Genomic DNA, 25,933 nt, shown 5'->3' with positions numbered 1-25,933 from the left:
ACGCGGGGATGGGGGCATCGTGCTATCTTGGATGGCCTGTCCGCCTCCACGCCACCCGACCCGCCATGAACGCAGCCCCCACGCCCGGTCAGCTCCTGCTGGCCCGCTTGCAAGAGCTCAGCAGCCTGGGCAGCGCCCTGCCCTGCCTGTGCCTGCGCGCCGTGCACGCCCATCACATCAAGGCCGTGGAGGTGGTGCGTCCCACGCTGATCATTCCGTTGCAAGGCACCAAGCGCTGCCGCGAGCGCGGCGCATGGATGCAAGTCCAACCCGGCCACATGCTGTTGGTGCCCGGTGCACGCAACCTCGACATGGAAAACATCCCGGACGCTCAGGGCGGGGATTACACGGCCATCGCCATTGGCATCGAAACACCGACCCTCGAGGCTGCCCGCCAACTGCTGCAGGGCCAGGCATCCAGCGAGCCTGGCCACTTGGCCAGCGTTGCGTTGGACGACGTGGCGATGGCGCTCTTGCACTGGGCGGACACTGTGCAACAGGGAGAAACCGTCTTCGCCTGCCACGCGATGGTCGGCGTGGTGCTGCGCCTGCACGCACTGGGCCACGGCGGCCTGCTGGCGCCGGTGACCCCCAGCCTGGCCGATCAGATCCGCGCCATGGTCGTGGCCGAGCCGGCGCGCGACTGGAGTTCCTCCGACATCGAACAGGCCCTGGGACTCAGCGGCGCTACCTTGCGGCGCCAACTCGCCGCTTCGGGAACCTCGCTGCGCGAACTGATCACCGGCGCGCGCCTGGCCCAGGCGCTGACCCTGCTGCAAAGCACGCGGCTGCCCGTGAAATCGGTGGCCATGCGGGTCGGTTATGCCTCGACCGCCAGCTTCAGCAAGCGCTTCGCCGAACGCTATGGGGTGGAACCGTCGCGCGTGGGCAGCGTTTGAACGGTTCGCGTGCGATTCTGAGCGCTTCGCACCATTGCCCCTGCCTACACTGGTCTGCGACAGCCCTCGCTGACATTTGCGCTGTCACGTCATCCCCCACAGAGATCAGACCGAGAGACCCGACATGCACACGCACACCCCTACCCGTCTCCTGCGCCGAAGCCTGATGGCCCTCGGCCTCGCCTTGAGCACCCTGAGCCTGCACGCCGCGCCGCCCGCGCAGAAAATCCAGGTGCCAGGTTATTACCGGCATGCCAATGGCAGCTTCGAAGTCACCGCCCTGTACGACGGCTACGTCGACCTGGGCACGCCCCTGCTCAAGGGTCTGCGAGCCGACCAGATCCAGACCCTGCTGGCGCGCATGTTCATCGACAGCAGCAAGGGCGTGCAGACCGCGGTCAACGCCTATTTGGTGAACACCGGCGAGCAGTTGGTGCTGGTCGATGCCGGGGCGGCGAGCTGCTTCGGCCCCAGCCTGGGCCAGGTGCAGGACAACATCCGCGCCGCAGGCTACCAGCCGGAGCAGGTGGACGCCGTGCTGCTGACCCACCTGCACCCCGACCACCTCTGCGGCGTGCTCGACAAGAACGGGCAACCGGCCTTCCCCAAGGCCACGCTCTGGGCCGCGCAACAGGACATCGACTTCTGGTTGGATGAAACAACGGCCAACGCGGCCCCGAAAGACAACCAGCCGTTCTTTCGCATGGCCATGGACGCGGTCCGCCCCTACAAGACCGCGGGACGCCTGCGCAGCTTCAAGGCCGGTGACACGCTGATGCCAGGGGTGAGCGTGGTGGGCACACCGGGCCACACGCCGGGTCACAGCTCCTACCTCTTCAGCTCGGGCGCGCACAAGCTGTTGGTCTGGGGTGACATCGTGCACAGCCACGCGGTGCAGTTCCAGCACCCGGAAGTGTCGCTGGAGTTCGACGTGAACCAGCAGCAGGCCATCGCCACGCGCAAGGCGCTGTTCCAACGCGCCAGCGAGTCCGGCTGGACCATCGCCGGCGCTCACCTGCCCTTCCCTGGTCTGGGCCATGTGCGCAAGGACCCGCAAGGTTACGCCTGGGTTCCGGTGGAATTCGGCCCGATCCGCAGCGACCGCTGAAACCACGGCGCGGCGCGGTCCAGCAAGACGCGGCGTGCAGCACGTAGGAATGAAGGTCGACACGCGGCTCGCGTGCCGACCTTCACGGCAGGCTCACAACACCAGCAAGGCGCGGAAGTCGTTGACGTTGGTGTGGGTGGGGCCGGTCACCAGCAGATCACCCAGCGCCTGGAAGTAGCCGTAGCTGTCGTTGCGATCCAGGTGCGCGGCAGCGGACAGGCCCAGCGCCGCCGCGCGCGCCAGCGTGTCGGGCGTGACGTAGGCGCCCGCGTTGTCTTCGATGCCGTCGATGCCATCGGTGTCCGCCGCCAGGCCCCAGACCTCCGGCTGTCCCTGCAAGGCCAGCGCCAGACCCAGGCAGAACTCACCCGCGCGCCCGCCCCGGCCGGAGCGGGCCTGCGGGTTCCCATCGGGTCCGCGCGGCGCCTCGGCGGGCTGAGGCCGCACGGTCACCGTGGTCTCACCACCGCTGAGGATGACGCAGGGCCGCGCGAAGGGCTGGCCTTCGCGCGCCGCGAAGCGCGCCAGCGCGGCATGCACCTTGCCCACCTCGCGCGATTCGCCTTCCAGCTCGTCGCTCAGGACGTAGGCATTCAGGCCGATCGCCCGGCCCAACTCGCGCGCGACGTCGGCGGCGGCCTGCAGCGATTCCTTGGGCGTGGCGATGAGGCGCACCGTCTGTCCCTCGAACACCGGGTCGGCGGGCTTGGGCGTTTCGTAAGCACCATGCTCCAGCGCGGCCTGCACGGTAGGCGGCAAGGCGATGCGGTAACGCTGCAAAATCGATAGCGCGTCAGCGCAAGTGCTGGCATCGGGCACCGTGGGGCCGCTGGCGATGACGGACGGGTCGTCGCCCGGCACGTCGCTGATGGTCAGGGTCACCACGCGCGCGGGCGCGCAGGCCGCGGCCAGCCGCCCGCCCTTGATGCGCGAGAGGTGCTTGCGCACGCAGTTCATCTCGCCGATGTTGGCGCCGCTGGCCAGCAACTCGCGGTTGATGCGTTGCTTGTCGGCCAGCGTCAGTCCCTCGGCCGGCAGGGTCAGCAAGGCGGACCCGCCGCCGGAAATCAGGCACAGCACCAGGTCATCCGGCGTCAGGCCCTGCACGGTCTGCAAGATGCGTTGCGCGGCCGCCATGCCCGCGGCATCGGGCACGGGGTGCGCGGCTTCAACCACCTCGATGCGCTGCGGCAAGCCCGCGGGGCGCGGCGGCGTGTGGCCATAGCGCGTGACAACAAGGCCCGAGAGCGGCGCGTCGACGCCCGCGTGCGCGGGCCAGAGGGCTTCCACGGCCTGGGCCATGGCGCCCGCGGCCTTGCCCGCGCCAATCACGATGGTGCGGCCGCCACTCGCCCGTGAGGGCGGCGGCGGCAGGTGCGCCGCCATGGTGTGCAGCGGCAAGGCGCGGCGCACGGCGGTCTGGTAGAGGTGGCGTAGGAATTCACGCGGTTGCGTGCGCGGGTCGGGAAGGTGGGTGTCGGCAGCAGCGGTAGCAGCGGCCGAGTTCGGGGTCTTCAGGTGCATGGTGTCTCGTGTCTTGTCTCCGGCGCGCATTGTGCGGCAGGCAGGCCAGGGGTTTGGTGCTGCGCCTCGGGCTTCAGGCGCACGTCAGGCGCACATCAGGCTTTTGGCAGATCGTCCCACCAGCGGTCACCGAGGCGCGACTGCAGGTAGGCGATGAAGGCCATCACCTTGCCGGGCACCAGCTTCGGGCTCGGGAACACGGCGTGGATTTCCTGCTCGGGCAGCACATGGCCTTGCAGCACTTCGACCACGTGTCCGCTCTTGAGCGACTCGCTGGCCACGTAGCGCGGCATGGCCGCGATGCCGTAGCCGTTGCGCGCGGCGGCGAGCACGGCGGACAGGTTGTTCGAGCGCAGCCGCCCGGCCACGGGCACGGTGACGGCCTCGCCTTTGGGACTGGTCATGCGCCAGACATCGTCGCCCAGCACGCTGCTGTAGATCAAGGCCGGGTGCTCGCTCAATTCGCTGGCCTTCTTGGGCATGCCCTGCTTGCGCAGGTACTTGGGCGAGGCCACCAGCACCCAAGGGTTGGTGGTGAGGAAACGCGCGCCCAGGGTCGAATCCGCGAGCTTGCCCATGCGCACCGCCACGTCGATGCCCTGGGCCACGAGGTCGGTGTAACGGTCCTCGAAGCTCAGGTCCAACTGCACCTGCGGGTGCTTGGCCATGAAATCCAGCGCCAGCGGCGTGATCACGCGTCGGCCAAACGCGACCGAGGTGCCGATGCGCAGCAGGCCTTGCGCCTGCGTCTGCTGCAGGCGCACGCTGTTGTCGGCCTCCTCGGCGTCGCGCACGATGTTCTTGCACTTCTCGTAGTAGAGCGCGCCCGATTCGGTCACGCTGATGCCGCGCGTGTTGCGGTTGAGCAGGCGCACGCGCAAGCTCTCCTCGAGCGCCGCGACCAGCTTGGTCACCGTGGGCTGCGTGGTGGCGAATTCACGCGCGGTCTTGGAGAAACTGCCAGTTTCCACCACCCGCACGAACACCTGCATGGCATGCAATCGGTCCATCTTCGCTTGATTCCTAAGGCTGCTTGACTGTAGAACGGTTCGCGCCCATCGCGCCTGTCCGGCTCATTCCTCCTGGGAATAGATGTTATGGGCGCCCTCGGTATTCCGCAAGCGGCCGTCTGTTCCTACAGTGCGTCCATCTGTTCAATAGGAGATCCTCATGGCCAAAATGAAAGCCATCGAAGCCGCAGTCTGGGTGTTGGAAAAAGAAGGTGTCACCCAGGCCTTCGGCGTGCCCGGCGCGGCCATCAACCCGCTCTACGCCGCGCTGCGCAAGCAGGGCAGCATCGGCCACATCCTGGCGCGCCACGTCGAGGGCGCCTCGCACATGGCCGAGGGCTACACGCGCGCCAACCCCGGCAACATTGGCGTGTGCATCGGCACCAGCGGCCCGGCGGGGACCGACATGATCACCGGTCTGTACTCGGCCCAGGCGGACTCCATTCCCATCCTCTGCATCACCGGGCAGGCGCCACGCGCGCGGCTCTACAAGGAGGACTTCCAGGCGGTGGACATCGAATCGATTTCCAAGCCCGTGACCAAGTGGTCCGTCACCGTGCGTGAACCGGCCCAGGTGCCGCGCACCTTCCAGCAGGCCTTCCACCTGATGCGCTCGGGCCGACCGGGCCCGGTGCTGATCGACTTGCCCTTTGACGTGCAGATGGCCGAAATCGAGTTCGACCCCGAGACCTACGCTCCGCTGCCGGTCTACAAGCCCGCCGCGACCCGAGCGCAAATCGAGAAGGCGCTGGCCATGCTCAACGAAGCCGAGCGCCCGCTGATCGTCGCGGGCGGCGGCATCATCAACGCCGACGCCTCTGATTTGCTGGTGGAGTTCGCCGAGCTGACCGGCGTCCCCGTGATCCCCACCCTGATGGGCTGGGGCACCATCCCCGACGACCACCCGCTGATGGCCGGCATGTGCGGCCTGCAAACCAGCCACCGCTACGGCAACGCGACCATGCTGGCCAGCGACTTCGTGCTGGGCATCGGCAACCGCTGGGCCAACCGGCACACCGGCTCGGTGGAGACTTACACCAAGGGCCGCAAGTTCGTGCACGTGGACATCGAGCCCACGCAGATCGGCCGGGTGTTCTCACCCGACTTCGGCATCGCCTCCGACGCCAAGGCCGCGCTGCGCCTCTTCGTCGAGGTGGCCGGTGAATGGAAGGCCGCCGGCAAGCTGCCCAAGCGCGCCGCCTGGGCCACCGAATGCCTGGAACGCAAGAAGACCCTGCGCCGCAAGACCAACTTCAACCAGGTGCCGATGAAGCCCCAACGCGTCTACCAGGACATGGTGGAGTCCTTCGGGCGCGACGTCTGCTACGTCAGCACCATCGGTCTGTCGCAGATCGCGGGCGCGCAGTTCCTGCACGTCTACAAGCCGCGCCACTGGATCAACTGCGGCCAGGCCGGCCCGCTGGGCTGGACCGTGCCCGCCGCGCTGGGCGTGCGCGCGGCCGACCCGGGCCGCAAGATCGTGGCGCTCTCGGGCGACTACGACTTCCAGTTCATGATCGAGGAGCTGGCCGTGGGCGCGCAGTTCAAGCTGCCCTACATCCACATCGTGGTGAACAACAGCTACCTGGGGCTGATCCGCCAGGCCCAGCGCAACTTCGAGATGGACTACTGCGTGCAGCTGGCCTTCGAGAACATCAACACCCAGGGCGATCCGGTGGCGCAAGGGTATGGCGTGGACCACGTGAAGGTGGTCGAGGGCCTGGGCTGCAAGGCCATCCGCGTGCACAGCCCGGACGACCTCAAGCCCGCGATCCAAAAGGCCGAGCAGCTGATGGCCGAGCACCAGGTGCCGGTCGTGATCGAGGTGATCCTGGAACGGGTGACCAACATCGCCATGGGCACGGAAATCGACAATATCATCGAGTTCGAGGACCTGGCCGAGAAGCGCGCCGACGCACCCGCGGCCGTGGCCTGACCCCTCGCGCCCCCCCCAAACGACGGAGACGATCAATGCCTCAATTCGCGGCCAACCTGACCATGCTGTTCAACGAAGTGCCCTTTCTGGAGCGCTTCGCGGCAGCCAAGGCGGCGGGCTTCACGGCGGTGGAATACCTCTTTCCTTACGCCTATGACAAACATGAACTGGCCAGCCTGCTGAAGACGAACGGTCTGAAGCAGGTGCTGCACAACCTGCCCGCGGGCAACTGGGAGGCCGGCGAGCGTGGCATCGCCTGCCACCCGAACCGCGTCGAGGAGTTCCGCGCCGGCGTCGATCAGGCCATCGCCTACGCCACGGCCCTGGGCTGCCCGCAAGTCAACTGCCTGGCGGGCAAGGTGCCCGAAGGCGTGGGCGCCACCCAGGCCCATGCCACCTTCGTCAGCAACCTCAAGTACGCGGCCGGCAAATTGCAAGGCGCGAACATCAAGCTGCTGATTGAACCCATCAACAGCCACGACATCCCGGGCTTCTTCCTCAACACCACGGCCCAGGCCTTGGCCATCCTCGATGGCGTGGGCTGCCCCAACCTCTACGTCCAGTACGACATCTACCATGCGCAGCGCATGGAGGGCGAACTGGCCGCGACGATGCAAAAGCACCTGGCGCGCATCGCCCACGTCCAGCTCGCCGACAACCCGGGCCGCAACGAGCCGGGCACAGGCGAGATCAACTATGCTTTCCTTTTCCGCCACCTCGACGCCATCGGCTACACAGGCTCGATCGGTTGCGAATACAAGCCGCGTGCCAGCACCACCGCGGGGCTGGGCTGGATCAAGGCCTTGACGGCCTGACGCGCAACGGGCTAATGAGCTAATGGGCTAGCGGGCTGAACACACAATCGCACGCGTACCGACCCGCGAGCCGGGGCGCGATGCGCGGCGAGACGACTGAACAAGATCAAGAGAGACACGAGAAACGCACATGACCAAATCCGGACTCAAACTCGGCTTCATCGGCCTGGGCATCATGGGCACGCCGATGGCGCTCAACCTCATCAAGGGCGGCCACGTGCTGTTCGTCAACACCCGCAGCAAGGTGCCGCAGGAACTGGCCGACGCGGGCGCGACCGTCTGCACCACGCCCGCGGGCGTGGCCGAGCGCGCCGACATCATCTTCACCATGGTGCCGGACACCCCGGACGTGGAAAAAGTGCTGTTCGGCGAAAACAGCGTCGCTCAAGGCCTGGGTAAAAGCGGCAAGGGCAAGGTGGTGGTGGACATGAGTTCCATCGACCCCATCGCCACCAAGGGCTATGCGAAACGCATCAATGACACGGGTGCGGCGTACCTGGACGCGCCGGTCTCGGGCGGGGAAGTGGGGGCCAAGGCTGCCTCGCTGACCATCATGGTGGGCGGCGAAGACGCGGTGTTCGAGCGGGTCAAGCCGCTGTTTGAACTGATGGGCAAGAACATCACGCTGATCGGCGGCAACGGCGCGGGCCAGACCTGCAAGGTGGCCAACCAGATCATCGTCGCGCTCAACATCGCCGCCGTCAGCGAGGCCCTGGTGTTCGCGTCCAAGGCGGGCGCGGACCCGGCCAAGGTGCGCCAGGCGCTGATGGGCGGTTTCGCCTCCAGCCGCATCCTGGAAGTGCATGGCGAACGCATGGTCAAGCGCACCTTCAACCCCGGCTTTCGCATCGCGCTGCACCAGAAAGACCTGAACCTGGCCCTGCAAGGCGCCAAGGCACTGAAGATGGCGCTGCCGCAAACGGCTGGCGCAGCACAGTTGATGCAGGCGTGCGCGGCCCTGGGCCATGACCAGGCCGACCATTCGGCGCTGGTCAAAGCCCTGGAAGCCCTGGCCCAGCACCCCGTGGCACCCGACGCCTGAGTCCGGGACCGGCTGCGGCTCTCGGCTCTCAAGCCCCCCCAAAAAACTAAAGCCAGGGCGCGGACCGGAATCCCCTGGTTTTCCGGCCATCGGGCGCTTTGTGCTGTGGCACAGTCGGTCGCCATGCGCCGCCCTGTCCGCAGCACTTTCCACCTCGCCAGCACTGGCCTGTCCAGACGGGCGCTGCCGTTGCTGTGCCTGGCCGGCCTGCTGTTGACCGCCTGCGCCTCGCCCCGACCGACTGCGGGAAACGCGAGCCTCAAATCCCCCCCGCGCAGCCCAGTGCCGGCACCTGCCGCCACGGCCAACCTCGCACCCGGCTACCGCCTGGACGCGGCCCGTCACCTCTACGGTCAGAACCGCGATCGCATCTATGCCGGCGTGATGCCCCACTACCTGCGCGCCGTGGGCGTGCTCGAAATGGACGTGGACGCACGGGGCCAGGTCGACAAGCTGCGCTGGCTGCGGGCGCCCTCGCATGCGCCCGAGGTCATGGCCGAGATCGAGCGCTTGGTGCGCCAGGCCGCGCCTTACCCGGCCCCGGCACCTTCGGCCTTGCAGGGCGGTTCGGCCCGGGTCATCGAAACCTGGTTGTGGGACCAGAGCGGGCGCTTCCAACTGCGCACCCTCAGCGAAGGCCAGGGTGAGAACGCGCCCACCCCACCCGTTGGCGCGACGCAACTTGCCGCCCAAGGCGGGGGGTTGCCCTCGCCAGCGTCCGGCGCCGCACCCACCGCGACCCAGTCTCTTGGCTGGCAACCCGTGCGCGTGCATCTGGTGGCGGCTGACGGCCGCTGACCCTGGCGGGCTGGGGCCCGGCCGGCCCGTCCGCGCCATAGCCCCACCCCCTACCCCTCCTCTCCCGCTGCATTGCAGGCTGGCAACAGCCGACACCGATACCACGGTGGGTTCAGGGTGACCTGGGCCTGCCCCCGGGCTGACCAGAACGACAAGGCGAGGTTCTGGCCTTAAACTTGCAGCCCACACAGCCCCCTAGCGACACTCCCGCAGGCCATCCCCGCCACAACAGCGCGCGCCCAGAAGATCAGCAGACAGGAAACAACGGCCATGGCATTAGAAGACGAAGATCTTTCCGGCATTCAGGCGCTGATCATCGACGGCAACCACAGCTCGCGCGCCATCCTGGTCAACCAGTTGCGGGATTTCGGCGTCGGCAACGTCGAGCAGGTCTCTCGGACTTCGGAAGCGCGCCGCATGCTGGAGCGCCGCCATTTCGACATCATCCTGTGCGAGCAGCACTTTCAGGCCGACGAGCCCTCGGGCCAGGACTTCCTGGACGACCTGCGGCGCAACCAGATCCTGTCCTTCTCGACCATCTTCATCATGGTCACCAGCGAGGCCAGTTACGCCAAGGTGGCCGAAGCCGCCGAATCCGCGCTCGACGGCTACCTCATCAAGCCGCACACCGCCGCCCGTCTGGCCGAGCGCCTGGAGCAGGCCCGACAGCGCAAAGCCGCGCTGGCACCCATCTTCGAGGCCATCGAATCGGACCAGCATGAGAAGGCCGCCAACCTCTGCATGCAGCGCTTCGAGGCCAAGGGCCCGTACTGGCTCTACACCGCGCGCATCGGCGCTGAATTGCTGATCCGCCTGCAACGCTACGAGGAAGCCCAGCGCCTGTACGAGGCCATCATCAACGCCAAGACCGTGCCCTGGGCCAAGCTGGGCGTGGCCCGCTCGCAACTGGGTCGGGGCGAGGCGCAGCGCGCCGTCGGCACGCTGGAAACCCTGATCAGCGAGGAACCGCATTACGCCGACGCCTACGACGTGATGGGCCGCGCGCATTTCGAACTCGGCAACCACGAACAGACCCTGGTCGCCTACAAGATGGCTTGCACGGCCACGCCTTATTCCGTCACGCGGCTGCAAAGCCTGGGGCATCTGCACTACTACAAGGGTGAGTACGGCGAGGCCGAGCACGTGCTCAACCAGTGCGTCAACCAAGGCTTGGGCACCCGCTCCTTCGACCCGCAGACCCTGATGCTGCTGGGCTTCATCTACATGCAGATGGACGACCGCCAGGGCCTGCACCGGGTGCGCGGCGAGCTGGCCAAGCTGGGCGTTCGCGACACCGAGTACAGCCAGCGCCAGCGCACGATGGAGGCCACGCTCAACGCGCTGCTGGACATCCTGCGCAAGGAATACGGCCAGGCACTCAAGGTCGCGCGCGAGCATGCCCAGCGCATCCGTGACCCCGACTTCGACGCCGAGGCCGCCTCCAACCTGATCTTCCTGCTCTCGCAGATCGCCTCGCGCACGGTCTCCCTGGGCCTGGACCTGAACGACCTGCCCCCCATCCTCGACACGCTGGGCGCGCGCTTCATCAGCGGACGCTCCATGAGTGAATTGCTGGCTGGAGCGGCACGGGCCCACGCGCCCTACGCGGACATTTTGCGCGGGGCGGGCGAGCGCCCGATCAAGCTGATGGAGAGCGCCGTCAAGCTCAGCATGGGGGGTGACCCGGTGAGCGCCGTGCGCGAGCTGCTCAAGCACGGCCAGGACACCTTGAACGCGCGCCTGATCACCACCGCGCAGCTGGTGCTGCAGCGCTACGCGGCCCAGATTCCAGACGCCGCCACCTACCAGTCCACCATTCAGGACTGGCGGCGCCGCTACGGCAATGTGACCCTGCGCACCACGCTCACGCTCGGCGGACCGTCCGACAACCGCGAGGCAGGCGGCATTCCGCTGCCGGTGCCGAAGAAGGCTGGGGCGCACTGAAGCGCCGCGCCTCGTGAGCGCGAGGCCACGGTTTCGCCTGCGCTTTCACGCCCTGACGTGCTCACGCCGTCACACCGGCACGTCTTCACGCACTTTCCCTCAGCAAGGCCCGCCGCTCGCCCAGCAGGTAGGGCCGGTCGATCTGCTCGGCCAAGCGCCCAAGGTCGCCCGCGCTGACGCCGCAGGCCGCGAAATGCGTCTGCCAACCCTCCACCACCTCGGCCACCTCACGGGCCAGGGCCTGCGCCTGGGGTCGGCGCAAACCAAAGGCGGCGGGCTCCGACAAGAGGTTCTCCGCGCTGGCGTCCAGGCCTTGGGCGCCGACGCGGAACTGCTGGTAGCCCAAGGCCTGGCCCGCGGGCAGCACGTCGTAGGCCGGGGCCAGGGCGTAGCTGCGGCCTTGGACCAGCAGGGCGTGGTTCTTCTCGTGGTCGTCGGTGTTGTCGATCAGCACATTGAAGACCATGCGGCGAAACACCTGGGCGCCGTTGGCGGCGATCTGCGTGGGGTCTCCACGGCGGCGCAATAGCAGGGCCAGTTCCGGGTAACCCCCGTCGCTGGCCGCGGCGCGCAAGGCCACATGGGCCGAGAGCGCGTGCAGGCGCCGGCCACCATGGCCGGCACCCGCGCGGTCAAAGCGGCGCACCGCCACCGCATGGCCATCGACCAAGGGGATGGGGCGCGTCTCGCAGACCGTGATGCCGGCGCGGGTCGCCAAGGTCATCGCCGCGTGCTCGATCAGCGGGCTGTCGTTCGGGTCCCCCGCGTCGGCGAACTTGAGCACCCAGGGATGGCCGTCGATCTCGATTTGCGCCTTGGGCCGGGCGCCGCCCAGCGTCGTGCCCGGCGCGACCAGGCGTTGCAAGGCGTCGTCCACAGGCTCGCCCGCCTCGATGCGGCGCACCAGCTCGTAGAGCGCCGGCACGTCGCCCACCACGGGCAGCACCGCCCGCGGCTGCGGCTCGTAACGCTGCGCCGAGCTGGAAACCCCCAGCGCGCCAAAGCGTTCGTCGCCCGCGAAGTACAGGTACTCGAGCGTGGACAGGCGCGTCGGCTTGTACAGGTGGCGGATGACGCGCTCGCCCCAGCGGTCGGGCCGCGCATCGTCCACCGCGCCTGCCGCCGCGTCGTTCTCCACCGGCAGGAATTCGCCGGGGCGCAGCGGCAAGTCCTCGCTCAGCGCCAGGCCCTCGGCCAGCCAGGCCGGGTCGTACTCCAGCGAGACCCCGCCGGGGTGCCCGGCCGTGCGCCGCACCAGGCGCAAGCGGCCGACCAAACGCGGCTGGGCCGGGTCGGCCAACCACCACAGGAACAGTTCATCGCGCGGGGTGTAGGGCACGGGGCTCATGACGCGGACTCCTGGTTCGCCGCACGCGCGCGCCTGCGTGAACGGCCCTCGGCTTCGCGGATGCTGATCAGCAGCGCGCCCTGGTCCAGCGCCGGGTCGGCCAGCTCGGGCAAAGCTTGCACCCGCCCCACCAGCCACAAGGCCGCCGCGTAGACGCCCATGCCCACGCCCGGATCGCCTTTTTCCAGGCGGGTCACGGTGCTGACCGACACCCCCAGCCGAGCCGCCCAGGCGCGCAGCGGCTCGCGTCGGCGCTTGCGGGCCAGCGCCAGATGCTCGCCCAGGCGCTCCAAGGCCACGCGAGCCTCGGGCGGCAGGAAGTCATGGTGCTCTGATGATTTCGCCATGTCATTGAACAGTACAAAACGTTTTAAATGTACTCATTAATGAAAAATACCGCAAGCAAACAGGCTGAGTGCGTACAGCCAGGCACAGGCCAGAGAACGGTGGGTGGCCGGACATGAAGACTCAAGTGCGTGGAGCGGCGGACGCCCGGCCCGGCTCGGGCCTACATTTCCTTACCAAGCTTGCCGCGACGCTACCGGAATCCGGCGGCACAAACGCCGCATCGCCGGCAAGGCGCATGCCCCCACGGCTATCATGACGGGCCGCCCCGCAAGCCCGCTCGCATCAGCGGCCGCGGGGCACAAGGAAAGCGGTTCATGGCATTAGAAGACGAAGACCTCTCCGACCTGCTCGCGCTGGTCATCGACAGCAACCCCGGTTCGCGCGCCATCCTGGTCAACCAGTTGCGAGAGTTCGGGGTCGGCACGGTCGAGCAGACCATGCGCACGGCCGAGGCGCGGCGCATGCTGGAGAACCGCAAGTTCGACATCGTGCTGTGCGAGCAGCACTTCCAACCCGGCACGCCCTCGGGCCAAGACTTCCTGGACGAGCTGCGGCGCAACCAAATCCTGCCCTTCTCGACCATCTTCATCATGGTCACCAGCGAGGCCAGCTACACCAAGGTGGCCGAGGCGGCCGAATCCGCGCTCGACGGCTACCTCATCAAACCCCACACCGCCGCCCGTCTGGCGGATCGCCTGGAACAGGCACGCCAGCGCAAGGCCGCGCTCAACGGCATCTTCTCGGCCATCTCCACCGAGAACTACGAAAAAGCCGCCGAACTCTGCCTGGCGCGCTTCCAAGCCAAAGAGCCGTACTGGCTCTACGCCGCGCGCATCGGCGCGGAACTGCTGATCCGCCTGCAACGCTACGACGAAGCCCAGCGCATGTACGAAGCGGTGATCGAGGCCAAGACCCTGCCCTGGGCCAAGCTGGGCGTGGCCCGCGCGCAGATCGGCATGAACGAAACCCAGCGCGCCGTCGGCACGCTGGAGGCACTGATTGGTGAGGAGCCGCAGTACGCCGACGCTTACGACGTGCTGGGCCGCGCCCAGTTCGAGCTGGGCAACCACGAGCAAGCGCTGGCCGCCTACAAGCTGGCCTGCGCCGTCACGCCTTACTCCATCACGCGGCTGCAAAGCCTGGGGCATCTCTATTACTACAGGGGCGAGTACGAGGAAGCGCAGAAGATCCTGAGCCAGAGCGCGCGCCAGGGCCTGGGCTCCAAGATGTTCGACCCGCAGACGCTGATGCTGCTGGGCTTCATCGCCATGCAGTCGGACGACCGCCGCGCCCTGCAGCGCTGCCGCGAGGACCTGGCCAAGCTCACCCTGCGCGAGGACGAATACGGCGCCCGCGTGCGCAGCATGGAAGGCATCCTGGGCGCGTTGCGCGACATCCTGGACAAGGAATTCGGCCGCGCCGCCAACTACGCGCGTGACCTGGCCAAGCAGGTGCGCGAACCTGACTTCGACATCGAACTCGCCGCCGACCTCATCGTCCTGATGTCCAACCTGGCCTCGCGCACCCTATCGCTCGGCCTGGACCTGGACGACTTCCTGCCCGTGCTCGACACCCTGGCCGAACGCTTCGTGAGCGGCCGCTCCATGAACGAGTTGCTGTCTGGCGCGGCGCGCACCCACCTGCCCTACGCGGAGCGCCTGCGCTTCGCGGGCGAGCGCCCCATCAAGCTGATCGAAAGCGCCGTCAAGCTGGGCATGAACGGCGATCCCAGCGGCGCCCTCCGGCAGCTGATGGAGAGCGGACGCGCCACGCTCAACGCCCGCCTGGTCAGCACCGCGCTGCTGGTGCTGCACAAGTACGACCAGCAAATCCCCGACGCCACGGCGCAACTTGAAGCCATCAACGAATGGCGCGCCAAGTACGGCGGCCCCGGCCAGCGCCCCGCCCTGGGCGCGGCGGAGAACGCCCGCCCGCCCGGCGGCATCACCATCAACGCCACGCCGGAAAAAAAGAACACCCCCGCGGCGGCGCCCGCCGGCGGCAAGGCCGCCGCCGCGTAGAATTGCGGCTCTTCATCCGCGCCCGCGCGCCACATGCGCGGGCCGCACCGAACAGGAAGCGTGGCCGAGCGGTTTAAGGCACCGGTCTTGAAAACCGGCGATGGTGTGAGCCATCCGTGAGTTCGAATCTCACCGCTTCCGCCAGTGCAGGCGTCAACGAATCCATCACTGACTGTGCCGTTAAGCATAAAGTGGCCACTTGGACAGCTTATGCTTTATTCGCCGAACGGCCATATTTTGCATTTCTGTTCGACCAAGGTAGCACTCCTGACTTAGGCTGTAGTTCCGGTGACAGTCGGAGCCGCTGAATGATCGAGGTCAGCGGCAGCGGACGGGTCAGCAGCGGTTGGAGCCGTTGCCGCCTCGAAAGCGAACGTGTGGTCTGGGCCAGACTGCGGTCGCTGCGGTTTCCGTAGCACGGGAGGTTCGAACGGCCGCACTGCAGAGCGCTCCGGTCATCCCGGCCATCGTCGCTCGACCATCTTGAGAATCTGGCGCTTCAAGGTCCGCGGTCAGCTCGGGCGAATGGGCACTGCGCGCCCTACGCCGAGATTCGCTTTTGAGTGGTCATCAAGCGATTAGACCTAGCAGAACCGTGCAGCTCGTTGCTGACCCAAGCCCTATCCTTAGCAACCTTGGATTCACGCCCGTCGAGACGAACGCGCGTACTCGAAGTAAATCGCCAATGGACTCACTTTGAAGTGGATTTCGCGACCATGCTCCGGGATCAGGGCCGTCAATGAGGTCACCCCTTCTCGAGGACGCAGCACATGCCGGTCCTTCAGTTCATTGGACGCGCACAAGATGAGTTCAGGTGTCAGATTTTTTTCGAAGTAGGCATCGCGCCAACTGAACATCCGGCCTCCCCAAACCCGCTCAAGATCAAGCGCCAGGCGGATTTTTTGGCATCGCTGTAGGGACTCAGAAAGCGTTGCCTGGTCGACCTGTAGGTCGATGTCAAAGGGATCCGGATGCATCTGGTCTCCATAGGAGTCGGAATCTGCTTTCACATCGACGTACCCGACAGGCTCCCAGCCTTGCATGATCAGACGAACTACGGACTCGTAGCGTTCGAGCTCCTCGAGCAAATCGGGGAAGCCGTTCTTGAAAGAATCAAACAGTCTCCATGGAATTCGGCGCAGTGTGCTCGTGGACTCAATCTTTCCTTGGTCAAGAGAAACATCCAACTTCCATTCAAGATCGTTGATGCGGTCCGTAGTCCCCCATAGCTTTAACGTGAGCTGCTCGCCAGTTTCGCCCGCATGCATGCTCTGGATATGTCCTGTGGCCAGGACCTGGATGAAGGCGGAAGAGACCTCGCCAGTCTTTGGATTACGCGCGCCAATCTGTACGTTCACGTGGAGGATCAGCCCGTTTTGGGCGCCGCCCGGGTATCGCAGTGCCCAGGCCCGAAAGATTTGCGTCGCTCTTCGCTTTGCCGAAGCGTCTGCGACGACATGCGGCAGCGAAATAGGAGGTGCTTTGCTCGCTTGGCCAGCGATGAAGGCTTCGTTCCCGCTCTCGTTCGCCGGGCGATGGAAGCCGGCTCGGATGTCCCTGGTCAAGGGCGTGATCGGGAAATGCGGTAACGACTGGTTAGGCCCTCCTGTTGTGATGCGGAGAATGGACTTTGCCGCAAGGTCAAGAAGCTTGGTGCGGATGGACTCAGGGTCCAGATCAGGCAAGTGCTGCCAGAAGACCTCATCCCATTCGCGCGGCGAGATGTAGCTGGACGCGAAACTTAGTTGAGGATCCATCACGGCCATCCTCTGCGCGGTCTCACGCACGCGCTTCATCTCGATCAAGTCTTCGGCGCTTGGGACCGGCTCCCTTCTGTCTATGCGGCCCGCGCAGACCCCACACGTCCAGATGCCGTTGGACTGGTCCCTGATCTGTTCGGGCGACATGCCAGGCGGCGCCGGCCGGGGGCCACCGGGTGCCGCGGCATAAATGTGGGATGCCGTCGCAATATCGGTGGAGCCGGCCTTCCCATTCGACTTCTCTGCAACGGTGCTTGTCGGCGCCAAGCATCCACGAAAGGAGCATTTTTCGCCCGCTGCCTTGGCGATACTCGCGCGCGTAGCCGAACTAAAATTTTCGCGCGCCCCTCGGTCTTCGCCTTGAGAATCCGACTTCTTCTTGCTGCTTTGCATACTTGGAATCAAATTTGTAGATGGCATTTGCCAACAGTGCAATCAGTCTTTGCTTGGTCGTCACTGCACTAAAAGAGAAAGGCCGCGAGGAGTTGGTCAAGTGGGCAAGGGTGGAGAAGTGTAGGCTGTGGCGCTTGCGATCGAGGCATACCCATCAATCAGTTTACGACGTTGCAGAACGCTTGCCGCTGTGAGCAATCAGACGGTGACAGCGTGATGTTTCAAGCAAGCGCAAATTCGCCGTGCATTTTGTCAAAGGTAGGGCAAGGTGAAAGTCCGCTCATGGGGGTCCAGAAACGTTGACGAAGGACGGCTTGTATTCCTACTGGCAGACGGCAATGGGCGCAGAGCGCCGACTCATCGGCTGACACAAGCGGCCACTCGCGCAATTTGGCGACGAGACCTCGATGGTTGACCGGTTCCGGATGTACAGCGGACCGACGCGCTCGTCGAACGTGAATGGCTGGTTTCGCGCGGCGGTCACTTGGCGCGGAATCTAAAAGTCAGCAACCAGCCTGAGCCGGACCTCTCGTGTTGGACGACGGCTGTGCAGCGGTAGCCGCTGTTGGTTGAAATCGTATGAACTCGCATCATCTCCAAGGATGTTGAGCGCTTCACACCTATGTCCGGATCGGCCGTCAAAACGACGGGATGAAACCGTCGGCAAACAATGCAGGCTGGAAGAACGTTCCCTCTAACCGACGTCTGCCCGAGGCAGACCAGCATCTTGATATCCGAGAAGGTGATCGCGCGCAGCACCTCGCTCAGCGCTGCGGAGTTGGCGTAGGCTAAATTGCGCTTGCGCAAGAAGAATCCGACGCCCAGAGCAGCCCAAACACGACTGTTTGCCGCCAGCACATATGGGGAAGAGAAAAGGATTTTTACCTGATCACCAACATTGAGATCCGTTTTCATTTCAAAATGGCATTCAGTTTATAGTCGCTGCCGCATGCGTAATCCACCCGACCGCTACCTCCTGACGCTGCAGGAACACTTCCCTGCCGCCCCTGCATTCAGAGTCGACGAGACGGCCGGCTGGCTGAGTACTCCTGAAGCCAAGAATGCGCCACCAGCAACCACCAATCAATCGGCGCAACGCATAGCGTTCCAACGCTGGTTCCACTTCAAGGAAGCGTTCTCGCCGTCGTTCGTGACCACTGCGGTTGAGACACTAGGTTTTCTGCCTGACCACGTGATCGACCCCTTTGGGGGGTCGGGAACGACGGCCATCACGTGTCAACTGCTGGGTATTCCTGCGACGACCATCGAGGTCAACCCTTTCCTCGCTGATGTCATCCGCGCCAAGACCACCAACATCAGCGCGAAAAAGCTGATCGGGGCGGCTCAGGCCTTTCGCCGCAGCTTGTCGCACACTAAGGCAGATCTAGAGTTGCTTGAGCACCTGCCACCCACGTTCGTCGAATCCAAGGACAAGCACCGGTGGATCTTCTCCGAGGCGTTTGCCCTGCGGCTGTCTCAGTACCTGAAGTGCATTCGTAAAGTACAAGATGCAGACGTGCAGCTTTTCTTCCGGGTCGCTCTCGGGGCAGTGCTCGTCGAATGCAGCAACGTCTACATCAACGGTAAAGGACGGCGGTACCGCCGCAACTGGCAGGAGACCCAGGCCACGCCCGAGTTGCTGGACTCCCGGTTTCAAACGCAGTTCAATACTGCGTTCGAAGACGTGCATCGCTTCGAAGGCCGACCGGCTGCAAGCGTCAACGTCATCCACGGTGACTCCCGTATTGAGCTACAAAATATCAAAACGCTCGCAGACCTGATCGTCTTCTCGCCGCCCTACCCGAACTCGTTCGACTACACCGACATCTATAACGTCGAGCTATGGGCCTTGGGCTACCTCGGTTCCTCGAACGACAACATGGTGCTCCGTCGCTCCACGGTCCACTCACACGTTCAGATCTACCGTACGGCCCACAAGCCTACCAACGCTAGCACGACGTTGGAAATTGCTTTTAAGGAGCTGCAGGCCAAGGCAGATGAGCTGTGGGACGCACGAATCCCAGAAATGGTGTTGGGCTACTTCCGGGATCTTGAGCGCGTCCTGCTTGAGTCACACCGGCTGCTGACGGCTCGCGGGAAGCTGTTGATGGTGGTCGGCGACTCCAGGTATGCCGGCGTGCTGATCGACGTGCCGACGATACTGTTGGAGCTGGCCCGCGCCATCGGTTTCACCAATACCCAGGTTTTCGAGGTGCGCAAGATGCGCGCCAGCGCGCAGCAAGGCGGCAGCCATCACCTCAGAGAGTGCATCGTCGAACTCTCAAGGTGAGGGCGCCGAGGTCGTTGCCTGCTTCGGGAACATGTACATGCGCACGGGTGGCGCGAAGTCGTTCCGGATTGCACTGTGATCCGGCGAATAAGTAATGTGTTCGTCCTTGAAGTGCATCGCGTCACTGTGGCTCAGCGTCCTGATGCCCTCTGACAGGCCCTTGCGCCGCGCATCAAACACCACCAGATAGCCGCGGGTCTTCACACCTGACCCCCACTCATGGGATGAATCCAGGTACTCAGCTAACTGTTGTGCGCCTGCCTGCGCCCGCGCCTGCGTGTAGTGCGTGGTCATCTTGCCCGTCTCATCAACGGAGTTGCCGAGCCACTTGATCTCGATGATGGCCCGCAGATCGGTGAGGGCAAAGCTGACCTTGATATCGACAGGATGGGACTCATCAACGTTCTGCTCCGGTCGCACCTCGGCGTCATCCAGCACGTTGCTGAGGTACTGCACCAGTGACTTGCGCATGATCTGTTCTGGCTTGGTTTTGAGGAACCAGCGTGAGGGCTCATGCCAGGCGGTTTTTAGTACCTCGCATCCCGAGTGCGCGGCTGATTTCGTGCGGTATTCGTCCAATGCGTCGGCGAGGGTTCCGAACGTCGGTCGGCAGAAGACGCTGCCGTACCCGGTGATCGGGTTGATCAACTGGTATTCGTTGCCGTTAATAACGAAACTTTCGACACCTTGATGGTGTCGGTACACCACTGCGGTTCGCGACATCGCCATCAACACCGAGGCGTCAAAGGGATACACCTGCAGTGACGTATCGCCATTGACACGGGCCATGCATGCGCCGTCGATCTCGTTGCCCAGGTTCGAGATGCGGTGCACTAGCTGAGGCATTCCGCTCAGGCTGGTGGGTGACGCGCTCACGTCGGCAAAAAGCACTAAAGGCGCGGTCCGAGAACCCGGGTCCAAGCGGCGATAAATTTGAACGACGCTGCTCACCAGGCGCGCGAGTACCTGCAGCCCGTTATCGCCAAAGGCGTTACGTGCCGCGGTTGTGTAGAGAGTCTCGTTCAGCGCGCGCAGTTTGTCGAGGTCGATCTTCGTCACGCGTGGGCCTCCCCTTGCTCGCTGCGCTCCTGCTCAGACCACTTGCTCTGCGCCATGTACGAGAGCCACAGCACCGAAGGACTAAGCAGATCACCTTGACTGGGTGGAATGACCTGAGCCAAGACGCTGAAGTGTTCGTGCAGCATGCTTAGGTGCGGCTCTTCCAGAAGCATCGTGGCGCTAGATCTCAGGTGGCTGGCAGCAATCGTGGGCTCTTGGTCCAGGCCATCGGACATTGTGGACCGAGGCACTGCGAGCATGCTGGCGCAGGCTGCTTCCAAGCAAGGCGGCCGTTCGGCCATGCTGTCGAATTTACTCAGCATGGCAAGCATTACACGGCCGCTCACCGTGATGCGCAGACGGCTCCCTGACTCGGTCAGTAATGCCTGGTTGAGTAAATGGCCTACGGCCTCATTGAGTTGGTCGCTGAAGGGCGTCCCGGCGCCAGTATTAGCGAACCTGTAGCCCCAGTCGGACACGGGCTTAGCCTGGTAGATCGACAGCAGGCAAGAGAGGAACGAGATGCGCTGAATCTCCATGCGGCTAACGCCGCCCAGCGGCTTATCAAGCACGTCAGCGATTCGGAGGGTGTCGAAGAAGGCTTCGGGCTCCACATCAAACTCCCGCTGCCGGCGGGTCCGCGCGGCCAAACAGCAGTGCCTGTCCGATCTCGTCAAAGGCTGTCCTGAACAAACCTTCCGCGCCGCGCTGAACATCAGACAACTCGGTCCAATTGGTCATCTGGACGATCTGCATCAATTCGCCGCCGCAGGCTTGCGCCAGTGAGGTCAGCAGCTTAGAGCTGTTGATGTTGGCGGTCATGATCATCGGATGACCGCTACTGACGAACTCGGCAAACATCTGGCCAGCACGGTCTTCGTAGGCAATGTCCAGGGATCCCTCGGGGGTGTCGATGAACAACGTGGCCAAAGAGCCCGGGTCTGAAACGTACTGGGCCAGCGCCATGCGTAGCGCGATGTCGATGAAGAACCGCTGGCTCTCCGACAGCTGAGTCTGCATACGCCGAGAGCTGCCACGCAGCTCGATCTCTAGGTGCAGGCCTGTGGGCGCAGAGGATGCCAGTGTGATGTCCAGATCAATGCCCAGGAACCGCTTGGCCAGGCGCTTGAACATCGGCACAAAGGTCGACTCAGCTTCCAAGTACTTTCGCTCAAGGCTGCGTTGCAGGACCTTCAGGTCATCGCGATGGCGGTCGCGCTCGGCGTAGGCCTCCTGCCGCTGGGTCAGTTGCTCATTGCGTGCGGTCTTCAGTGCGTTGAGCGTAGCGGCAAGCGGTCCTTCCAGCAGCGCAAGCTTGCCGCGAATGCGGGCCAGCGCGTCGCGGTTCTGGCTCTCGAAACTGTTGATCGCCTCCTGGGCCGCTCTTACTTGATCACGCCTGATGGCCAATTCGGCGTTCAGCCGCGCCTTTGTTGCCACGGCGGCATCCAACACGCGCTTGCGTTCGGCCAGCGACCGGTCCAGTTCGGCCAGAGCCTGGGTGCGTTCAGAGTTCATGCTAGCGGGAGGCTGCAGCGCAGAAGTACAAAGCGGACATACGTCGGCGTTGATTTTTGAGCGGATCGCCTGAGCAATCGACGGCCCTTCAGCCGCGCAGATCGGACACTTGCACTCCGAGATAGTCGATGCGATGAAGGGATGCTTGTCCGCCGACGTGGCGCCGCTCATGAACTCATCGAATGCGCGCGTGTAAGCGCCGCGCACCGAGACCACGGCAGAGCTGGCCTCCATGACCTTCAGCTCCGCGTCGCTTGCGTCGGCCTCGACTCGTTCCGCTGCTTCGATGTTGTTGGTCAGCGCCTCATTCAGGCTTCGGTAGTGCTCGGTCGCGGTTTCGACATCGGCTGTGGCTTCGTCGTCAGTTTCGACCGAAGACTCCAGCTGCGTGATCCGCTTGTCCAGGGTGCTGGCTTGGTACTGGAGGTTGCGGCCACGAGAGCCTGCCTTCTCCATCTCACGGTTGAGATGGTCTGCCTTGGCAGCGTCCTGCGGGTCGCCGCCGAAGCAGATGTACAACAGTGCCGACGACACTTGCTGATCCCAAAAGATCAGGTGGCGGCTCTCGTCGAACGTGAACAGGAAGTGCTGCAACAGCACGAATTGCTCAAAGGAGTTCAGCCCGATGGCCTCGCTGACGTCCTGACGGTACCGCTCATCGTTGTGTCCAGTTGTCGAATCCGTGGATTCAAAGATCACGACTTCCGCCTGCGTGATGCGCAGCGAAGCGATGGTGTCGATTTCAAACAGCGAGCGCTTCAAGGCGTAGTGACGATCCTTGATCGTGAATTCGATGCTGATCGCCGCGGCGTCGCGGTCCAACTCGTTGATGCGGCCGTCGAAGAAGGTGCTGGTGTACTCGCGCGCCTTCTGCAAGTAGGCGCTCGCCGACTTGAACTCGCGGGTGGGCTCGGGGACAACACCCGTCAATGCAAAGTTGATCGTGCTGAGGAAGGTGGACTTGCCGATGCCATTGGCGCCCGCCAAGCACGTGACGCCGTTGCTCAGCGGCAGGCCGATGTTTGGTTCAAGGCTGTAGAGGGAGAAAGCGTGCAACTGCACGCGCTTGACACGTGGTAGGCTAAATTTCGGGTTGGTATTCGTAAGCATGGAGTACCTTCAGTGCTTAGTCGGGATGCTCGCCACATGACGTGCCATTATTGCGACAGTAGTCCTTAGCTCCCAAGGGCGTCAAAAACTGTGATGGGAGCATCGCAGCCGCGACGCTCAGGGGAGTGCTCCCGGTCTAGCCGCATGCTGAAGATGGCGATCCAATGGCACGCAACCGCACTACGGGCTCTTCTTGACCTCCCCATTTCACCCCTCCCTCGGCTCGATACGATTTTGCTTGGCAGTGTAGCCGCTGCTGCGCCACTCTAACGCACCGTGTGACGGAGTGCAGAGGGTGCGACATGGCCACAACAGTCGGGCAATCCCGTCCCAGCCGCCTGACTTGAAGCGCTCGAATCAGTCGTATAAGTCGCTGCGACAGCAAAACTGGTAGTTTGTCATTTGCATAGCAAACACGAGTCCCAAGTGTCAGTAGCCAAGTGACTACTCACGCGATTTGCGGTTGTTCGACAACTATGTTCAAGTGACTCAGTTCAGCCTATAACAGTCCGTGACGAACTTCGCTGAATCTTTGGTTGACCGCGTTGCTGTGTTAGATGATTCCTACGATTAGTTCTAATTCGTTACCCCAAATATTCCACGAGACTTCGCGAAAATACTAAGCTCGCATAAGTCTAAGAATCTCTTCTCGAATCAGCTTGCTCAGCAATCAGTCTCTCCTGAACGTTACGTAGAACCTCAAATAGACGCGGCACAGACGACATGACTTCCGGTGGAATTCTTGCGGCAACATCCCGCCGCGTGAGGGCATGCCCCTCTGCCAGCAACTCTCGCCCGAGAGACTGCAAATGCGGTAAAGCCGTCTGTAGATTGGCCTGCCGGGAATGCGCCAAATGCCTCTTCCAGCGTTCGCCGAGATGCCTGGTTGTTCGGTTCACCCGCAGATAAAGCTGCCTCGCCTCAACATCCAGACGCCTCGCCGCCTCCAGCACTGAGATAGGTGTTGGAAGCTCGAGAAAATTCTGAAGCTCGCGCTCAATTTGGTCCCAGTCCAATGCACGGGCAGAGGACCGGCGCTTTAGATCGTGCGAGGGTAAAAGCGCCAACTGCTGATCGCGCCGCGGTGCTTCCCAATCTCGCAGGTCACCCAGAAGCAATTTCGGCAAACTGATTCCGCAGCGCGCGGCAATATTCAGGCTCATTTCAAGTGTCGGAGTACCTTTCTCGTGTAGCCAATGGTGCAACGTACTCTTGGCGATGCCGGTTCGAGCTGCGAACATCGACGGCATGCCTCCGTCCATCTCACCAATGATGTGGATCAAAGCATCGATGAACCCCGAACGCTGAGCGACATCTCCATGCCGCCCCTGGGCTACCAGCAGATCCCCTACCTGGCGAGCCTGCCATAGCTCTTCGGGGCTGATTGCCTCTGCTTCTAGCTGATCGGCATCACGACCCAGAAACTCTCCGCACTTCGTGCACCATCCCGGCACCACAAAAGCCGCCGCATGGCGGACGTTATCTTTGCCACAAGAGGGACAGTATTGAATGAGCCGAACACTGTGACGGAGACAGACTGTCATGGCCCGAGACTCCCAAGCGAGCCGGAAATAAGGTCCCCGTCCATTCCAGCAGTCTTCGGCAAAACACACCGGACAGAACTGCCCCTTGCTCACCATGGAAAGCCCATTCTGGGACACCACCGCCTTCCAGGGCAAGAAGGTCAGTTCATCCAAACCAGGAACGGAAGTCATTGCCGACAGTGCGGAGGACCAAGTAAGGGCAGACTCCCGAAGCCCAGAGATATGCCGCTCGTGCCAATCGAAGTTTTTCTCTACCTCGTGCTGAAATCTCTCGGCGATCATTCGCGACAAGCTCAGCGTCGACGTGCTGTGCGAAACGGCCAGACGGCAGAAGTAGCTCAGTAAGCTCTCCACCTCCGACGTTCCCCGTCCATAAGGGTCCAGAGCGTGCAATGTCGACCGAAGACTGATCGCAACTTCGGTCATGCAGCTTTCCTGTTCTCAGGGCGTCGACCAGTCGAGGCTTTGGGCATGGTGCGGGTGAGTCCAGGGTTAATTGCGGCCTCCCCATCGAGGATTTCCTCGAGAATCTTGGTCCGCTGCGCCTCAGTCAATAGCGCTTCGCGTAATACGTCCACGCTCCAACCACCACGGGATTGCGCTAACTTGGCCGCACGTGTTAGAACCGAACTGAGTGTCCCGATGCAGCCGAGCGTGTTGTCTTGCAGAGCTTCGGCGTGCGTTAACAACCGCTGCCCCCAGAGGCCAGGCAATGCATCTTGGAATTTCTGCACACAAGCCTGGAAGGCACGGATATCTTCGGGTACATCCTGACGGTACCGTTCGAAGTGCAGGACATGTGTACGGCGTGCTAATTGCCCTGACAAGGACATCAGCGCGTAGAGATCGTACGAGCCAACAAGCACCATCTGGGTTCCACTTTCATTCGCCAGTGACTTCAACGTGTCGAGCTGAATCTCCAGGTGGTTTCGACGCGTCTGACGGATTAGGTGCGCCGCCTCGTCAATCACAAGAAACTGAGTCCCGCGTTCGCGCAGCGCACGTTCCACCGCGGTTCTCAATGCCGCCAGAGAGTTTGCTGACGGACCAAATGGCCGGACCAATCGACCGGTATGAGCACTCACACCAAAGTCGTGTCTTGGCAAAGGCAAACCACCATCCAATTGGGCGAGGATGCGTTGGTAGAAAAGCTTCCAAGAGAATTGACTCTCCCCGGAAGAGGGTGCTTGTACATACACAGCAGGAATCAGACCGGCGTCGCGCTGCATCTCACGCGTGGCGTCTTGCACGCCCGCATCCACCACGTGACGCGCAAGCGTCGTCTTGCCCACGCCAGTCGGCCCACAGACGAGCAAGATGCTGTCCTGGCTTGTCGGGTAGATCAGGGTCTTCAGGTCATCCATCACCCGAGCAATCCTGGTGTGTTTAATGCGCATGCCATTGAAGAGGTCTGCAGAGGTGGTATCTACAGTCATACCGTTTGATAGATTTTTTGTAGCGTTCAT

Annotated in this window: 20 protein-coding genes and 1 tRNA gene; 10 read left to right on the top strand and 11 right to left on the bottom strand. The window is 63.6% G+C overall.

Translation table 11 applies throughout. The annotated features are described in order from the left end of the window. Positions 1-65 precede the first annotated feature (65 nt). The gene (locus HGR_RS07220) at positions 66-899 is read left to right on the top strand and encodes a helix-turn-helix transcriptional regulator (protein WP_006297519.1); all 834 of its coding nucleotides are present in this window, start codon (positions 66-68) and stop codon (positions 897-899) included. A 166-nt stretch (positions 900-1,065) separates the two neighbouring features. Beyond that, positions 1,066-2,007, top strand: a complete 942-nt coding sequence (locus tag HGR_RS07215; protein ID WP_006297518.1) for an MBL fold metallo-hydrolase — start codon at positions 1,066-1,068, stop codon at positions 2,005-2,007. Between the two features lie 93 nt (positions 2,008-2,100). On the opposite strand, the gene HGR_RS07210 is transcribed toward HGR_RS07215, so the two are convergent. Together HGR_RS07210 and HGR_RS07205 are read right to left on the bottom strand one after the other, a co-directional pair. Next, complete coding sequence (locus HGR_RS07210) at positions 2,101-3,531, bottom strand: glycerate kinase type-2 family protein (protein WP_006297517.1); 1,431 nt, start codon at positions 3,529-3,531, stop codon at positions 2,101-2,103. Between the two features lie 95 nt (positions 3,532-3,626). Next, complete coding sequence (locus tag HGR_RS07205) at positions 3,627-4,541, bottom strand: LysR family transcriptional regulator (protein ID WP_006297516.1); 915 nt, start codon at positions 4,539-4,541, stop codon at positions 3,627-3,629. A gap of 160 nt (positions 4,542-4,701) precedes the next feature. On the opposite strand from HGR_RS07205, the gene gcl reads away from it, so the two are divergent. The 5 genes from gcl to HGR_RS07180 all read left to right on the top strand — a co-directional run bounded on the left by gcl (position 4,702) and on the right by HGR_RS07180 (position 11,076). After that, positions 4,702-6,477, top strand: coding sequence for a glyoxylate carboligase (gene gcl, locus HGR_RS07200; protein WP_006297515.1), 1,776 nt, complete (start codon positions 4,702-4,704; stop codon positions 6,475-6,477). A gap of 35 nt (positions 6,478-6,512) precedes the next feature. Next, positions 6,513-7,292 (top strand): hydroxypyruvate isomerase, encoded by a 780-nt coding sequence (hyi, locus tag HGR_RS07195; protein ID WP_006297514.1) that lies wholly within the window; start codon positions 6,513-6,515, stop codon positions 7,290-7,292. A gap of 130 nt (positions 7,293-7,422) precedes the next feature. Then, positions 7,423-8,334: a 2-hydroxy-3-oxopropionate reductase gene (gene glxR / locus HGR_RS07190; RefSeq protein WP_006297513.1), complete on the top strand. Its 912-nt coding sequence runs from the start codon at positions 7,423-7,425 to the stop codon at positions 8,332-8,334. A gap of 123 nt (positions 8,335-8,457) precedes the next feature. Beyond that, the gene (locus HGR_RS18080) at positions 8,458-9,132 is read left to right on the top strand and encodes a hypothetical protein (protein WP_006297512.1); all 675 of its coding nucleotides are present in this window, start codon (positions 8,458-8,460) and stop codon (positions 9,130-9,132) included. Between the two features lie 270 nt (positions 9,133-9,402). Beyond that, entirely contained in the window at positions 9,403-11,076 is a 1,674-nt protein-coding gene (locus HGR_RS07180; protein WP_006297511.1) for a response regulator, read from the top strand. Between the two features lie 85 nt (positions 11,077-11,161). Here the strand turns inward: HGR_RS07180 and HGR_RS07175 are convergent, their stop codons facing one another. Beyond that, positions 11,162-12,424 (bottom strand): type II toxin-antitoxin system HipA family toxin, encoded by a 1,263-nt coding sequence (locus HGR_RS07175; protein WP_006297510.1) that lies wholly within the window; start codon positions 12,422-12,424, stop codon positions 11,162-11,164. Continuing rightward, a complete protein-coding gene (locus tag HGR_RS07170) occupies positions 12,421-12,771 on the bottom strand; it encodes a helix-turn-helix domain-containing protein (RefSeq protein WP_006297508.1) in 351 nt (116 codons plus the stop codon). Before HGR_RS07170 ends, HGR_RS07175 begins: the two co-directional genes overlap by 4 nt. A gap of 315 nt (positions 12,772-13,086) precedes the next feature. Here HGR_RS07170 and HGR_RS07160 point away from each other — a divergent pair, with 315 nt between their 5' ends. Continuing rightward, complete coding sequence (locus HGR_RS07160; protein WP_006297507.1) at positions 13,087-14,793, top strand: response regulator; 1,707 nt, start codon at positions 13,087-13,089, stop codon at positions 14,791-14,793. Between the two features lie 54 nt (positions 14,794-14,847). Continuing rightward, positions 14,848-14,937 (top strand) — tRNA-Ser (locus HGR_RS07155). A gap of 497 nt (positions 14,938-15,434) precedes the next feature. On the opposite strand, the gene HGR_RS07150 is transcribed toward HGR_RS07155, so the two are convergent. After that, complete coding sequence (locus tag HGR_RS07150) at positions 15,435-16,946, bottom strand: hypothetical protein (RefSeq protein WP_138922439.1); 1,512 nt, start codon at positions 16,944-16,946, stop codon at positions 15,435-15,437. Positions 16,947-17,426: 480 nt separating this feature from the next. Continuing rightward, entirely contained in the window at positions 17,427-17,861 is a 435-nt protein-coding gene (locus tag HGR_RS17295; RefSeq protein ID WP_138922438.1) for a hypothetical protein, read from the bottom strand. A 34-nt stretch (positions 17,862-17,895) separates the two neighbouring features. Here HGR_RS17295 and HGR_RS07145 point away from each other — a divergent pair, with 34 nt between their 5' ends. Then, positions 17,896-19,236, top strand: coding sequence for a hypothetical protein (locus HGR_RS07145; protein WP_006297504.1), 1,341 nt, complete (start codon positions 17,896-17,898; stop codon positions 19,234-19,236). On the opposite strand, the gene HGR_RS07140 is transcribed toward HGR_RS07145, so the two are convergent. The 5 genes from HGR_RS07140 to HGR_RS07120 form a co-directional block, all read right to left on the bottom strand. After that, positions 19,228-20,295 (bottom strand): hypothetical protein, encoded by a 1,068-nt coding sequence (locus tag HGR_RS07140; protein ID WP_006297503.1) that lies wholly within the window; start codon positions 20,293-20,295, stop codon positions 19,228-19,230. The genes HGR_RS07145 and HGR_RS07140 overlap by 9 nt on opposite strands. Next, entirely contained in the window at positions 20,292-20,909 is a 618-nt protein-coding gene (locus HGR_RS07135) for a hypothetical protein (RefSeq protein WP_138922437.1), read from the bottom strand. Before HGR_RS07135 ends, HGR_RS07140 begins: the two co-directional genes overlap by 4 nt. 1 nt (position 20,910) lies before the next feature. Next, on the bottom strand, positions 20,911-22,923 hold the full coding sequence (locus tag HGR_RS07130; protein ID WP_050797411.1) for an ATP-binding protein: 2,013 nt from the start codon (positions 22,921-22,923) through the stop codon (positions 20,911-20,913). A 635-nt stretch (positions 22,924-23,558) separates the two neighbouring features. Further along, the gene (locus tag HGR_RS07125; protein WP_006297500.1) at positions 23,559-24,893 is read right to left on the bottom strand and encodes a TniQ family protein; all 1,335 of its coding nucleotides are present in this window, start codon (positions 24,891-24,893) and stop codon (positions 23,559-23,561) included. Then, a complete protein-coding gene (locus HGR_RS07120; RefSeq protein ID WP_237701386.1) occupies positions 24,890-25,933 on the bottom strand; it encodes an AAA family ATPase in 1,044 nt (347 codons plus the stop codon). Before HGR_RS07120 ends, HGR_RS07125 begins: the two co-directional genes overlap by 4 nt.

The organism is Hylemonella gracilis ATCC 19624 (assembly GCF_000211835.1).
Lineage (GTDB): Bacteria > Pseudomonadota > Gammaproteobacteria > Burkholderiales > Burkholderiaceae_C > Hylemonella > Hylemonella gracilis.
The sequence above is the reverse complement of the archived record's forward strand: the minus strand, read 5'-3'. Positions and strand labels throughout refer to the sequence as shown.